This window comes from Peribacillus simplex NBRC 15720 = DSM 1321, assembly GCF_002243645.1.
In the GTDB taxonomy this organism is placed as follows: Bacteria; Bacillota; Bacilli; order Bacillales; family DSM-1321; genus Peribacillus; species Peribacillus simplex.
The window spans coordinates 5,442,642-5,456,480 of sequence record NZ_CP017704.1 but is presented as its reverse complement, the minus strand read 5'-3'; the positions used below and the strand labels follow the sequence as shown (position 1 = coordinate 5,456,480).

Sequence of the window (13,839 nt, the reverse complement as noted above, 5' to 3'; positions counted from 1 at the left end):
ATCGATTTTTACATTATTTATATCGTTTTTAACCGTTTGTATGATGGGAACCACCAAAAACTTTGCCGACACCTTGAATTTTTTCAAGTATGACAATTAGAAGGACTGATATGAATATAACCACGCTTGACACGGATGCAACGATTGGATTGTAGGCATCCTGCATTTGCGAGAAAATCTCGATCGGCAGAGTTCTCATTTCCGGTGATACCATAAAGAGAGAGACCGTTACATTATCAAATGAGGTCAAAAATGCGAATAATCCCCCTGAGATGGCCGCTGATCCAATTAGCGGCAGGGTCACTTTCATGAAAACAGTTAGTGGATTCGCTCCAAGTATGGCCGCGGCCCGTTCGAGATTATAATCAAATCCACTTAAACCGGTCAATACGAGCCGCATAACATATGGTATGCAAATGACGATATGGGCAATTAAAAATCCTGTAGACGTACCGGCAAGCATCATTGGTGTAAAGTACATTAAAAGTGCAATCCCTAAGACTAATTGCGGCACACTTAATGGTGAAGTTAAAAGGGCCGTAATATACGATTTCCCCGGTATATCATACTTTGCGATGCCAAGGGCACCCAAAGTTCCGAATATGACGGAGAAAAGGGCAGCTAATGCTGCGAACTTCGCGCTGTTCAAAAATGCTTCCAAAAATTCAGGACGCTCCAAGATCTTGGCATACCATTGCAGTGAGAAGCCTTCAGCCGGAAAACTTGGATAATTGGCACTTGTAAAAGATGCGGGAATAACGACAATTAGCGGTATCAAGATATAGATAATGGCCAACACGGCAACGGCAATCCGAAGGCCGCCAAACGTTTTCATCATCGGAATACCTCCTTGAATTTCCCTTTTTCAAACACTCTTGTAAAAACGGCTACAGATATGACAGTGGTTGCTAATAGAATATAAGAAAGAGCAGATCCGAAAGTCCAGTGCAGCAGGTTATTTATTTGATCATAGATGACAACTGGCATCACTGGTACATTGGCTCCACCCATTAGCGCAGGCGTAACATAAGCACTCATTGACAAACTGAATACTAGTATGCAGCCAGATACGATACCAGGGATGCTTAGCGGCAATGTAATGGAAAAGAACCTTCTGAATGGGCTTGCCCCAAGTATTGCTCCTGCCTTATCCAGAGAAGGATCAATATTATAAAGACTCGCAACGATGGATAAGATCATGAAAGGAAGATATGCATTGGATAGCCCAATTACAACTCCGATTTCCGAAAACAATAGTTTCAATGGTGCATCTATTATGCCGAGTGCCATCAAGGTTTGATTAATCGTTCCGTTAGGCAATAGTAATAGGTACCAGCCAAAATTACGGACAACTATACTTACCAAGAGTGGTGACACGATCAAGAGAGTGATATACCCTCTGATCCGCGCTGAACTTTTGGCCATCGTTAAAGCTACCGGATATCCAAGAAATAAAGCAACCAAGACCGAATATAAACTGATTTTCACTGTCAGCCATAAAGAAGATAAGTAATAGCTATCGGAAAATAATTGTGTATAATTTTTTAGGCTATAAACTGCATCCGCTCCCCCAAGATTATCTGTTGATATGAAGCTTAAATATAAAATGTATAACATCGGTATGACGAAGAAACCAAATATGAAAAGTAGAATCGGCGTTAAAAGGAGTAATCCCGGCACCCAGACTTTCCTTTTCTTGATTTTAGGTTCCTTTTGCGGCTCAATAGGATTCGTTTCCTGTTCTATTTCTTGACTAGCATAACTTCTGATGGGCTCCATCCTATTAACACCTCACTTCCATTTTGCCATGATGAATCAAAAGCGGAGGTCAATACTTGAATACTTTTCCCCTGTAATAGAACATTGATTTCCCATGAGGTACCAAGATAGTTAATTTGGCTAATCTTAGCACGATGGAAGTCCAATGAAGATGAAGATTTTTCATCAGCAGAAACAATTTGCAGTTTTTCTGGTCTAATATAAATCTTCACCTCATCCCCGGATTTCAAATCACTATCATTTCCCATGATGTTACTTGCGTCGACATTAGTGATATCAGAACCGATCTTGACTGAAACTTTCCGCTTATCCACAGCAGACACATTCCCTTCAAAACAATTCGATTTACCGATGAATTGAAAAACGAATTCTGTCTTGGGATGATTGTAAATCTCAGTCGGAGTACTTATTTGTTCAATTTTCCCTGCATTCATGACCACGACTCGATCAGACATGGAAAGAGCTTCTTCTTGATCATGGGTCACAAAAATGGTAGTTACGCCAATTTCCTTTTGTAAACGCTTTATCTCGGCCCTGAGTTCATGGCGCAACTTTGCATCAAGGTTTGAAAGCGGTTCGTCAAGCAAAAGAAGTTCCGGTTCCACCACAAGTGCCCTGGAAATCGCAACACGCTGACGCTGACCTCCTGATAATTCCCTTGGATAACGATTCTCCAATCCTGACATTTTAACTAATTCAAGCGCTTTACTTATCTTCTTTTTTTGCTCAGCTTTACCGACTTTGCGCAGTTTCAAACCAAAACTGAGATTTTCATAGACTGTCATATGAGGAAAAAGAGAATAAGTTTGAAAAACCATTCCTAAATCTCGCTTATAAGGCGGAACCTTCGTAACATTATTGCCTTTAATATGGACCTCGCCCCGATCTGCATCGAGGAACCCTGCAATGAGGTTCAAGGTTGTGGACTTTCCGCACCCGGAAGGCCCAAGAAGAGTGAGTAACTCTCCTTGTTTCACCTCCAGGTCGATACCATTCAGGACAACATTCGAACCAAATTGTTTATACGCGCCTTTTATTTCTACATCATTTTTATTTGACCCAAGCCCCTGAACTGCCTCCAGGTGCTGTTTATTAATTTCCACATCTTTTTTTAATACTTCCATGTGATCAACACGCTCCTTGTTATTTGAGTTTTTTCCCTAATTCAGGAGTAACCTCTTTCGCCCATCTGTCTGACACCTCGGCACGGATCTCGGCAAACTTGACGAAATCAGGTTTGAATGTTTTATCACTTGCTTTAAGTCCGATTGACTCTTCATATTTCTCTGGAATTTTCATGCCTTCTACCGTCGGATAAAATCCTTTTTCGGAAATTAATGCTTGCGCTTCTTCACTGACTACATAGTTAATGAATTCTAGGGCTTCTTTGCTATTAGGTGTATTTTTCACTAGACCAGCACTGAAGGCTTGAAGCGGCACGCCTTCTTTAGGCACAGCCATCTTAATAGGAATACCTGAAACGGCTAGTTCACCTATGGAATAACTTCCCATGACCGTTACGTCAGCAGCTCCTTGTTGGATCGCTGGCATCATTTGCGTTGAGTTTTTATAAAATGTATTGGAATACGCTGCAAGATCTTTTGCCTTTTCAAGACCTGGTTCCATGTCTTCCGTACTGCCGCCGTTTGAAATCGCCAGACCATTAAGGGTATTGAAACCCCAGTCATTCGTAATATCTGAAAATGCCGTTTTACCCTCGTAATCAGGTGAGACAAGATCATTCCATGATTCAATTGATTTTAACCCTTTCTTTTTAAAGGTTTCCGTATTATATGCTGGTGCAATGACTAAGCCGAATGCTGGCGCAGCAGCTTTTTCAACCGGAATGAAACGTGGATCAACCGATTTCATATTGGGAACATTGGACTCATCAATTGGTACGATCAATTCCTTCTCCTTAGCGCGAATTACATCAACCGGTACAAAAAGGGCAACATCTATTTGCGGAGCGTTCTTTTGTAATTCCACTTTGGATAGGATTTCACCTGATAAACCGGAAATATAATTAACAGTGATTCCCGTTTCTTCTTTGAATTTTGGTGCAATCACATCTCGGATGGCACTTTCAATGACTCCTCCATTACCGGCTATCGTTATTTTTTTCTCTCCTTTTTCACCTGCACTCGTTTGTACGGATTCCCCCGGCTTTTGCGGAGTAGGATTACCACACCCCGCAAGTGCGATCAATACTATTATTGATAAAAGACTCATCAGTTTTTTCATAGTCATTACCTCCCGTTTTTCATTGATTTTCAATAATTCCTTGTTCGGTAAAATAATTCATGGCCCCTGGATGAAAATCAAGGGGAACTTGTTTAGTTGCTTCATTAATTGAAATATCAGAAGCAGCCGGATGTGTATGCTGCAGTTCAGGCAGATGTTCATATAATGTTTTCACAAGATTGTAAGCATGAGGGTCAGACATTTCCTTGTAGGTTACCAGGACATTTTTAATTGAAATCGTTTGAACATTTTTTTTCATCCCCCTGTATGTATCTCTGGGAATTTCATTATGAGTATAAACTCCATATTGTTTTTGAAGGCGTTCAATGATGTCTCCCGGTATTGGAATGAAAGTTAGTTCCGTCTGATTGGATATGAAAGCGATTTCATTATTCGGGATTCCCGAAGAAAAGAAAGCTGCATCAATGGTACCATTTCGTAATGCTTCTGCAGATTGAGAAAAAGAAAGATAGGATAAATTCAATTGATCAGTCGGTAAATCAGATTCTAACAGTATTCGCTCTGCAATAAGCCTTGTACCGCTTCCTGCCGTTCCCACACTAATGCGTTTACCAACTAAATCTTCTAAGGAATGAATATCATTTTGTTTAGTAGTAACAATTTGAACATAATTGGAATATAGGGCCGTTAAAGCTCTTAACTTGGATTTATCCGTTTCAGGCAAATCCAGTACATCCACTGTGGTAAAACCAATTTCTGCCCGATGGCGGCTAACCAATTCAGTATTTTCGATGGACGCTTGGGTTACCTGGGTACCTGACACAGCTCCATTATATTTTTCATACATATTTGATAATCTTTGTCCTAATGAAAAATAAACACCTGTCATATCTCCGGTTCCAATGATTAGCATCCTATTATTTAAATCCTGTCCTTCAGAAGTTAGTTGCCTCTGAATCAAGGTGGTAGCAGGTTTAGATATTTCCTGCTGCTCATTCATAAAAGAACATCCTGTCATGAAACAAAATAACAAAGCGACTTTTATAAAGAGTGCTTCATTCTTCATCGTGGCCCTCCTTTCTTAATGAATTTAGATGCAAATACCATGCCAAGTCGATTTTCTGCTATAAAACGCAAATCCTGCCGATTTCTAGGATGTTATACAAGTATAAACCGGCAATTCTTTCCGGTTATCCAGAAAAAATTGCCGGTTAACACGATGAGCCATTATTCTCCTTTTGAAATGAGCTTGATTTTATCACGAAGGCTTCTTTCAGAAATTTTTAGGATTTGAGCTGTTTTTTGCCGATGGTTTTTACAATATTGAAGAGTCGCCGTTATGACTTTTTCTTCTATCTCTTTCATGGAAATGCCAATGGGAATCCTGAAGCTGTTAAAATCGTCGTCATTGCCATCCGGCTGGAGAATGAACTTCTGTTCTTGAACATATTGCGGCAAGTCGTTTTCTTCCATTCTTTTCGAGTTTGATAGGGCAACAGCATATTCTATAATGTTACCAAGCTCTCGGACATTCCCAGGGTAATGATAATCCAGTAATATCCGACGTGCGGTTGCCGAGAACATCTTTTCTTCACGATTCATATCCTTAGCGTGCTTTTTTATAAAATAATCCATAAGGATCGGTAAATCTTCTTTTCTATCTCTTAAAGGCGGCATCGAGATGGGAATTACATTTAGCCTGAAATACAAATCCTCCCTAAATTCCCCTTCCATCACCATTTGTTCCAGGTTTTTATTGGCAGCACTTATAATGCGGACATCCAATGAGATTTTTGTATTGGATCCCAGAGGCGTCACTTCCCGTTCCTGCAATACTCGTAATAATTTGGCTTGAAGAGGAAGGGGCATTTCACTAATCTCATCCAGAAAAAGGATACCTCCATTAGCAGCAACAAATTTCCCATCCTTCCTCTGTGTTGCACCGGAAAATGCTCCCTTCTCATAACCGAACAATTCAGATTCCAGCAGCATCTCAGGAATTGCTGCACAATTGACAATCTGAATTGGATTGTTTTTCCTTCTTCCTAGCGTATGGATGTTTCGGGCTACAAGCTCCTTTCCAGTACCACTTTCACCCGTGATAAGAACACTGGAATCAATATCTTTCACTCTTTCGATCATTGAGAAAATACGCTGCATCGCCTTGCTGTTACCAAGGAAGTTACCAAATCCCTTTTGAATCTCTAATTCTTCATGTAATGTCTCCAATTGATTGGACATCTGTTTGAATTCGGCTGCCCTCATCAAAAGCAAAGAAAGTTCTTCTATATTAATTGGCTTTTCAATATAGTAGTAGGCCCCCTTTTTTATGGCCTCGATGGAAGTTTCAATGGATGAATAGGCAGTCATCATGATGACTGTTATGTTAGGTGCTATTTGTTTGATTTTTTGTAGGACATCAAGTCCACTTTTATTTCCTATTCTCAAATCAAGTAACACAATATCAAAAGGCTGATTGTCGATCTTTCGAAGACCCTCATCCGGGTCAGTAGTTGTCATGACTTGATAAGAATCTTCCAATGCAAAGCTAAGAGCAGTGCAAATAGCAGGTTCATCATCAATCACCAATACATGCATTTTCATAGTACTCCTCCTCTTTCCAGGCTTCTATTCGATATATAAAGGTAGTAAAATGGTGAATTTCGTTCCTGAATTAGGATAACTTTTCACATGGATATCTCCGTTATTTTCTTTAATTAGCCTATACGATAACGTAAGTCCTAAACCGACACCCTTTTCTTTATTTGTGAAAAAAAGCTCGAAAATATGGTTCAATTCCTCCTGTTTCATCCCTTTTCCCGTATCGGATATGGTAATCCGCCCTGTCTTTTCGTTCTCTTTATCAATGGTAATTTTAATGGTCTTTTCCTTTGTTTCTTCAACGGCATGAATCGAATTCAACACCAAGTTAAGCAGTACCTGTTGAATTTGTTGTAAATCTATATAAAAAATAAGGTTTTCCTCAATCGTCTGCTCGAAATTTATTTGGTTTTTTTCCATTGTCACCTTATGAAAAGCAAGTAATGATATAAGTTCATTAGCGTGGCAATTTGTAATATTTGGCGGACGCGGACGTGCATATTCAATTAAATCGGTAACAATCGCATTCAAACGGGTAACTTCAGTAGGCAAGTGTTCCATTAGAACTTGTCGGAATTGAGGATTATCATATTTACTCGGAAGTAAATCAATGAATGCTTTAATCGATGTCAAAGGATTCCTGATTTCATGTGCGACACCTGCAACTAGTTGACCAAGAGCATGCAGTTTTTCTTGTGTGACCAATTTTTTCTCCAATGTTTTCTTTTCCGTCTCATCATTCATTGAAAGTAAGTATCCGGTTTGTATATCTTTAGAATTGAACATCTTATGCATCGAATATGAAATTACCTTTTGTTCATTTTCCTCATTTAAAACCAAGATACGAAAAGAACCCGTACGATTATTCTCATTTTGTTCTTGATGGAAAGCTTCGAAATTCTTCATTAATCTTGAATGATTCATAAGATTCAGAATCATTTCCTTGGAAATGTTGAGAATGTCCGATGCCTTTGCATTGCAGCTGGTAATCATGAAATCGAGATCGAATGTTATGATGCCAGTATTGATATTGTTTAAGATTTGATCTTTGAACGCTTCAGCATTAGCGATGTTTTGCCGTTGTTTCTCTAAATCCTTATTTAATAAATGTAATTTCAACGTCTGGTTATGAACGGATTTTTTTAGCCGTTGATTCCATATGTAAATGATTAGGAGGATAAGGGCCACGGCAGTTAAGGTTATGATCAACCATAATATGAATTGCTCCAGCCTTGCAATTTTTTGATTGGATTGTGGCATGACCCATTTATCGATTATCCCATTGATATTTCGGTTTGCTTTAAGTTCTGTGAGTGTATTGTCCATCATGATAAGAAGTGATTGATTCCCTTTTTTCACTGCAATCGTATAATCCGCAGGTTCAATGACTTCATCGAGAATGATGTAATTCTTTTCTTGGCGGAACTTTTTCAAATAGAAATCTGCAGTCCATTTGTTTCCGATGAATACATCTGCACGGTTGTTCAATAATGTTAATATACCTGAGTATTGATTCGATACGGTAGTTAAATTTGTATTCCTCATATTGAGAAATGTACTGATTACTGGAGTGTTATGGTCAAGGACAACATGTGAATCACGTAGATCCGTTAACGTATGAATATCCTGTTTCCTTTTACTAGGAATGATTATTGATTGAGACATTGTAAAATATGATTGAGTGAAATCAAGTTGGTTATCTTTTTCGGTATTATAGGTACTTCCAACAATTGCATCAATTGTTCCATTACTTAAGGCTTTTTCGGCATCTTCCATCCTCATCGGAATATATTTGAAATCTACGCCATTATATTTTGCTATTTCCTCCATTAAATCAATATTGATCCCTGTCAGCTCACCAGCTTCATTTTTAAATGAAAATGGAGGAAGAGCACTTTCTCCAGCAATAATAAATGTTTTTTTTCAGCAAAAACAGCGGGAGACCAAAACGTTTGAACAAAGATTATAAAGAAAAATATACTTAGTTTAAACAGTTGCTTTTTAATTAAGAGCCCTCCTTCTGTGTCAAAATCCTTGCAGTCAGTAATCATCGGCTAAAAACATCATGTTAATATACTTCTCCAATTAGAACTTGAACCCTTTAAAATGTAAAGAATTCTTGACACAATCAAACAATTATCTACAAAAAGGTATGTGATTCTGTCTAACTGCTGGGTTTTAGGTTAGGAATATACTTCTTATTTTAATTTAGACGAAGTGCTAGTTTACCTAAAACAGATCCAGTTGATTTAAGAAATTCGCTCCCTTTCCACCACCTGTCTGCTGAACCTCCTCGACGCAAGCGTCTGTGGGGTCTCAGCTCACCAGTTATTGAGCATGAGTGTCGCATATTTCTTCAATTTAATGAAGGTTTCATTCTAAAAACACTAAGGATAAACAAGTCTTTCTATAAAATCATGGTTATTTTTTAGACCTTCCGGAACATACAGATACATTGGCCAAATTTATGTATAAGTATTTTCAATTTCAAGGCTTTTTAACATTTTCCGTAACGCTCCAAGATGATGAGTCGAGTGGGCAATGGTCGCATTTACATTTGTCAGCCATTTTCATAAATCGAAATTCCAGAATAAAAAGCCCAATTTCTCTATATTAAAAATTGAGAAATTGGGCTTTTTTGTTAATCCATTAAAGCGACCTATAATGAAATAACACTTTATTTTTATAAAGTGGTTTTGATGAAGTACATTACTTAAACCTAATTCAAGTTTAAGCAGCTGTTAGTTCAAGAAATGCGAACTTTCAGCAAAAAGCCAAAGGGTACACTTTTGGTGTTCCATTTTAGTTGATTTGATTGAGTGGTTACTGCGATCCAAAAAGGAGGTCGAATGTACGCAAAGTGAGGTAATATCTTAAACATGATTAATTTATTTTCTCGTCGATGTACTAATCTTTTAATCCTTTTCCATTGAGAATTTTCTGCATGCATTTTTCAACTCTTGACTCTCGAGTTTTGGATTGTTTGGGTTGAGAAAAATGAAGAATGTATGCTCTTTGCCGTCCCGGGGTCAATGCTTCAAAAGCAGTTTTCAAGGCAGGGATTTCATCGAATTTATTTTGAAGTTCTTCAGGAATTATGAATTCTGTATTATCTTTATAATTCACTTCCAAACCGGCTTTTTCAACTTCTATGGCTTCATGGATATAGGCTTTCAGAATGTTTTCCGTTGCAACTATTTCTTGAACATTGGTGAACCGAATCTGGCGCGCCCCCTGTACATTCTCAGTTTGTTGGATTAGAATCCCATGGGTATCCTGTAACAAGGCACCTTTGTGAAACAGAAGTGCACAATATTCTTTAAATCCATGGATTAAAACTATGTTTTTTTTCTCAAACGTGTAACAGGGATGCATCCACTTAAATTCTTCGGTCAGGTCACAGTCAAGAACGATATTTCTTAACGTCTCATATTCTTCCTTCCACTTTTTAGCCTTACCTAAAAATTCATCAACCTTAGGATTCATTCTACTATTTGTCATCACGGAACACTCCTCTTTCCGAGCAGTTTGCTTTTTCCTATACGTTAAACTAAATACAAAAAATAGGTTCTGAAGTTTTTTCTTATTTTTCCTCTAGCAATTTTTTAAGATCTTCGCCCATTTTCGCCCAACCATATTTAGCACCATTGAACGCTTGATCTTCTTTTTCGAATCCTGTTTGTTCAAGATGTAAGAAGGTTGTTCCATCCTCGTGCTTTAATGTCCATGTGACTGTAGTGTTTATCCCACCACCTATCCAAGTGTAAGATAACTTATAAGGCTCCTCCACTTCAAGAACTTCGGAATCAATAATTAAATTCCACTGTTCATTCCGAAACTGAAATTTATGTCCTACGACAGGTTTAATATCATTAGCCATTACCCATTTCGCGAGAGTATTTGCATCCGTTAAGGCGAGCCATACCTTCTCGATCGGGCTCTTAAAATTAAACTCTTGTGATACTGTTAAACTCATTTTTTGTTCCTCCTCTAATATTTGGTTTAAAAGTAGCATTCTTTCACTCCAGAATCTCCTGTAAAACGATACCCAATCCTCAATTTCCCTCAACGGGGCAGCATTCAGCCGATAACGCGTTTCCCTGCCGACCTTTCTACTGATTACGAGACCAGCCTCTTTAAGGATTGACAAATGCTTTGAAACCGCAGTTCGACCCATTTCAAAATGTACGGTCAACTCATTGAGTGGCAATTCTTCCACGTCCGCCAACAAACGTAGCAATTTACGTCTTGTTGGGTCAGCGATGGCTGCATAAATATCACGCTCTTGATTTTTCTCGTTCAAAATCACCCCCCCCTTTTAATTGGACACCAATTGGTGTCTTTTATTATATGACACTAATTGGTGTCCTGTCAATTTTATTATTGGCATCAAGGTATTTGTTTTATTCTCCTATCATCAAGTATATAGGTTCCTTTTTTATTATTTGTTCAATAGATTAAGCTTCAAACTTATTAAATCCATATCAGGGGATGCTCTTAATCATTCGCGAATGCAATTTATTATCCCTTGATTCACTAGACAGATTGGGTAGAGATTATGAAGGTATCATTCGAGAATGTAAGTATATTACTCGAGATCTGAAGCAGATATTGTGGCACTTGAAAATGAGACACATTTTAATAGTAGGAAATCCAGAGGTATGGGTGATTTTGGAAAATTAATAGAGGACCAATTTTTAACTCTGCTTTCATATGTAGCTGAGCAAGAACGTTAAAAAAATAAGCAACGACAGGCTGAAGGAATTGAAGTGGCAAAAAAATAACGGAGTGAGATTCGGACGACGTAAGTGTGAAATTAATATGGTTTTGGGATTAGACCATTCGGAACCTCCAGACACAGACAAATTAAAAGAAACACCAGTTTGCCTACAGTCTTTTCTAAAAAAGATATTCCAGAAGATTGGAACGGAAGGTACGAGACTCCTGCGGGAAAAGTGCGTCCAAGGGAGAATCCCACAGGCGCAAAAAGCGCCGAAGAGGCGGATCGCCCGCGGAAAGCGAGTTCCCTACGCTCCAATCAACGATCAGATTTTACAAACCCTCAAAAAAAGTAAAAAACATGAATAATAAATATGTCTTCTTTTAACATCATGTTCGGGTGAGAGCATTACTAACCACATATGTCTACTAACTGACATAAATATATGTTAGATTATTTTTCTATTTCAAGCCTTTTTAACATTTGCCGTAAAGATCCAAGATGATAAGCCGAGTGGGCAATGGTCGCATTTACATTTGTCAGCCATTTTCCTAAATCGATTGTATCGATTTCTGCGAAAAGAGTTACATATTCTTTATGTAATCCCTCCCTGATTTCCGCCCATTTTACTTCATCAACATGAGTAATGGTCCAGCTTGCGTCCCAATCTTTTTCGAAGTCTGCACCGCTGATCATTGTTCGGATCACCCATAAATAATACCGTATGTGGTCAGAATGAGCAGCAATGGTTGATCCATTTATGGAACGTGAAGCGTCTTCTGCGGTTAAACCATCAAGTGTCCCAAAAACCCCTGTATTCGGTCTTGAATCAGTATAATAGCTCCCTTCATTTCCCGGTCCTTCAAACGTTTCTTTCAAAAGTGTTTTTATAGAACTTGCCAACGTCTCGCTCATCTCAATTCCCCCCAAATGATTTAATCGACTTCATTACTTTATAATACACTAAGACAAATCAATAATCGTTTATATTTTGTTAAATTAAACCAAAAAATATCACGAGTTTAAAGAATTACTCGATTAACTGGCATAAGGTAAGGTTTTCCTTTATTTTCAAGTACAGTTCAGAACCTTAAATGGTATTTGACGCTGCTCTTAACGAGATGAAAAAAATAAAAATACCTTAAAAAGGCCATTCCTTTAATAGGAACGGCCTTATATTTTTATCTGAAAATATGATTCAGTTTGAAAAGTATACAATGCTAAGCCGTAAATTTTTAATAGCTTTTCAAACGCTCTTCAAGGGAAACAATTCTAAACTTTAACTCTTGATTCGAGTCTAAGCCACCTATTACAATTTGATTATCTTCCGTAATGGTGACATATCTGAAGGTTTCATCTCCGTTGATCTTTATTTTTGTATCCAATGTCGTTTCCATTTTTGCAAAAACTTGATCTGTGAATTTAAGCGGAAGAAGATCATCTAATCCTTCTTCAGGGCTGCCGAGCCACTTAAACATGAAATCTTTCAATGAATATTGTTCAATCATCGATAAATGATTTTTAAAAATTAATTTGTCAATTGTTATCTCTTTCAACTTAACCACTCCTCAATAGTATATAAAGTTTATATCGATAAACTCCTAACATCAAGGGTATTCCAATGACAAACGATTACAATTAGATTACTTGCCAACTAAATAAACCCTTTCTTTCCAGAAAACGGAGTTCAGTTACCCGTAAAAGAAATTGGAGGTTGATTTTTTCTTAAGAATACGGCTTGATTAACATAAAGAGGGATTATTTCTGAACTTTGCACGAATAGATGATATCCTGAATCATGGATGCTCATTTCAGTCAAAAAACAGCCTCCTTTAACAAATGAAGGCTGTTTTTCATACATGGATGTATAAACAAATGGCTGATAAATGATAGCCCTTAAATTAAACGTTATAATCCCTGTTTTCCTTTAACACCATTTATCGAATAGCTGATTTTAATGTTGGCATTTAATGAGTGATATACTGAACAGTACGTATTTTTGGATAATTGTATCGCACGGACCACTTTATCTTCAGGCAGATCACCCTCCAATAAATAGTGGATATGAAAATCGGTAAACCGTTTAGGGTGATTTTCTGATCTTGACCCTTCTATCTCTATTTGAAAGGCCTTTGTTTCAAATCGCATTTTTTTTAAAATCATTACAATATCAATACCTGTGCACCCTGCAAGAGAATGCAAAAGTAACTCAGTGGGTCTTGCTCCACTATTTTTTCCTCCTACTTCTTCGGCAGCATCCATCTTTATTTCATGTCCCGACGGAGTTGTGCCAGAAAAGGCCATTTCCCCTGTCCATGTAATCATTGTCTTCATTCAATTCCTCCCTTTCTTGTTGTTTTGTCCTAAAAATAGTCCACATGTCTATTTAATGTAAGTACAGATCATTTAAGTCTTAAAATAATATATCCCCAATATTGGGGACAGTACGCAAATATACAGTGTACTTGGCTTCAGGATTGTATTATTACCCTATCTGGTGATGCACTTTCAATACCTTATATTATTTCCAAAAG

General features: G+C 37.8%; 12 protein-coding genes and 2 pseudogenes. 1 reads left to right on the top strand and 13 read right to left on the bottom strand.

Annotation, left to right across the window (positions count from 1 at the left end):
• Nucleotides 1–28 precede the first annotated feature (28 nt).
• From BS1321_RS26305 to BS1321_RS28360, 10 genes and pseudogenes are all read right to left on the bottom strand, one after another.
• Entirely contained in the window at nt 29–835 is an 807-nt protein-coding gene (locus tag BS1321_RS26305; RefSeq protein ID WP_094246734.1) for an ABC transporter permease, read from the bottom strand.
• Nucleotides 835–1,779 carry an ABC transporter permease gene (locus tag BS1321_RS26300; RefSeq protein WP_063233784.1) on the bottom strand — a complete coding sequence of 315 codons (945 nt, stop codon included), beginning with the start codon at nt 1,777–1,779 and terminating at the stop codon, nt 835–837. The genes BS1321_RS26305 and BS1321_RS26300 overlap by 1 nt, the downstream gene beginning before the upstream one ends.
• Nucleotides 1,743–2,903: an ABC transporter ATP-binding protein gene (locus BS1321_RS26295; protein ID WP_081112945.1), complete on the bottom strand. Its 1,161-nt coding sequence runs from the start codon at nt 2,901–2,903 to the stop codon at nt 1,743–1,745. Before BS1321_RS26295 ends, BS1321_RS26300 begins: the two co-directional genes overlap by 37 nt.
• 19 nt (nt 2,904–2,922) lie before the next feature.
• Nucleotides 2,923–4,023, bottom strand: coding sequence for an ABC transporter substrate-binding protein (locus BS1321_RS26290; RefSeq protein ID WP_063233783.1), 1,101 nt, complete (start codon nt 4,021–4,023; stop codon nt 2,923–2,925).
• Between the two features lie 19 nt (nt 4,024–4,042).
• Nucleotides 4,043–5,050 (bottom strand): TAXI family TRAP transporter solute-binding subunit, encoded by a 1,008-nt coding sequence (locus BS1321_RS26285; RefSeq protein ID WP_063233782.1) that lies wholly within the window; start codon nt 5,048–5,050, stop codon nt 4,043–4,045.
• A gap of 161 nt (nt 5,051–5,211) precedes the next feature.
• A complete protein-coding gene (locus tag BS1321_RS26280) occupies nt 5,212–6,588 on the bottom strand; it encodes a sigma-54-dependent transcriptional regulator (RefSeq protein WP_174524171.1) in 1,377 nt (458 codons plus the stop codon).
• A gap of 24 nt (nt 6,589–6,612) precedes the next feature.
• Nucleotides 6,613–8,439 (bottom strand): ATP-binding protein, encoded by a 1,827-nt coding sequence (locus tag BS1321_RS26275; RefSeq protein ID WP_232522833.1) that lies wholly within the window; start codon nt 8,437–8,439, stop codon nt 6,613–6,615.
• 1,053 nt (nt 8,440–9,492) lie between these two features.
• Complete coding sequence (locus tag BS1321_RS26265; protein ID WP_063233779.1) at nt 9,493–10,086, bottom strand: YdeI/OmpD-associated family protein; 594 nt, start codon at nt 10,084–10,086, stop codon at nt 9,493–9,495.
• 82 nt (nt 10,087–10,168) lie between these two features.
• Nucleotides 10,169–10,561 carry an SRPBCC family protein gene (locus BS1321_RS28365; RefSeq protein ID WP_230162064.1) on the bottom strand — a complete coding sequence of 131 codons (393 nt, stop codon included), beginning with the start codon at nt 10,559–10,561 and terminating at the stop codon, nt 10,169–10,171.
• Between the two features lie 141 nt (nt 10,562–10,702).
• Nucleotides 10,703–10,804: pseudogene (locus BS1321_RS28360) on the bottom strand (ArsR family transcriptional regulator); the annotation flags it as partial.
• 311 nt (nt 10,805–11,115) lie between these two features.
• Here BS1321_RS28360 and BS1321_RS28355 point away from each other — a divergent pair.
• Nucleotides 11,116–11,318 (top strand): annotated as a pseudogene (locus tag BS1321_RS28355) (recombinase family protein); the annotation flags it as partial.
• Between the two features lie 440 nt (nt 11,319–11,758).
• Here the strand turns inward: BS1321_RS28355 and BS1321_RS26245 are convergent.
• The 3 genes from BS1321_RS26245 to BS1321_RS26235 form a co-directional block, all read right to left on the bottom strand.
• On the bottom strand, nt 11,759–12,220 hold the full coding sequence (locus BS1321_RS26245) for a hypothetical protein (protein ID WP_063233776.1): 462 nt from the start codon (nt 12,218–12,220) through the stop codon (nt 11,759–11,761).
• A gap of 320 nt (nt 12,221–12,540) precedes the next feature.
• Entirely contained in the window at nt 12,541–12,861 is a 321-nt protein-coding gene (locus BS1321_RS26240) for a hypothetical protein (RefSeq protein ID WP_063233775.1), read from the bottom strand.
• 352 nt (nt 12,862–13,213) lie between these two features.
• Nucleotides 13,214–13,639: an OsmC family protein gene (locus tag BS1321_RS26235; protein ID WP_063233774.1), complete on the bottom strand. Its 426-nt coding sequence runs from the start codon at nt 13,637–13,639 to the stop codon at nt 13,214–13,216.
• Nucleotides 13,640–13,839 lie beyond the last annotated feature (200 nt).

Coding starts and splice junctions, on each gene's coding strand:
- BS1321_RS26295 (WP_081112945.1), bottom strand. CDS start 2,903: ATGGAAGTATTAAAAAAAGATGTGGAAATTAATAAACAGCACCTGGAG.
- BS1321_RS26305 (WP_094246734.1), bottom strand. CDS start 835: ATGAAAACGTTTGGCGGCCTTCGGATTGCCGTTGCCGTGTTGGCCATT.
- BS1321_RS26235 (WP_063233774.1), bottom strand. CDS start 13,639: ATGAAGACAATGATTACATGGACAGGGGAAATGGCCTTTTCTGGCACA.
- BS1321_RS26265 (WP_063233779.1), bottom strand. CDS start 10,086: ATGACAAATAGTAGAATGAATCCTAAGGTTGATGAATTTTTAGGTAAG.
- BS1321_RS26245 (WP_063233776.1), bottom strand. CDS start 12,220: ATGAGCGAGACGTTGGCAAGTTCTATAAAAACACTTTTGAAAGAAACG.
- BS1321_RS28365 (WP_230162064.1), bottom strand. CDS start 10,561: ATGAGTTTAACAGTATCACAAGAGTTTAATTTTAAGAGCCCGATCGAG.
- BS1321_RS26290 (WP_063233783.1), bottom strand. CDS start 4,023: ATGAAAAAACTGATGAGTCTTTTATCAATAATAGTATTGATCGCACTT.
- BS1321_RS26280 (WP_174524171.1), bottom strand. CDS start 6,588: ATGAAAATGCATGTATTGGTGATTGATGATGAACCTGCTATTTGCACT.
- BS1321_RS26285 (WP_063233782.1), bottom strand. CDS start 5,050: ATGAAGAATGAAGCACTCTTTATAAAAGTCGCTTTGTTATTTTGTTTC.
- BS1321_RS26300 (WP_063233784.1), bottom strand. CDS start 1,779: ATGGAGCCCATCAGAAGTTATGCTAGTCAAGAAATAGAACAGGAAACG.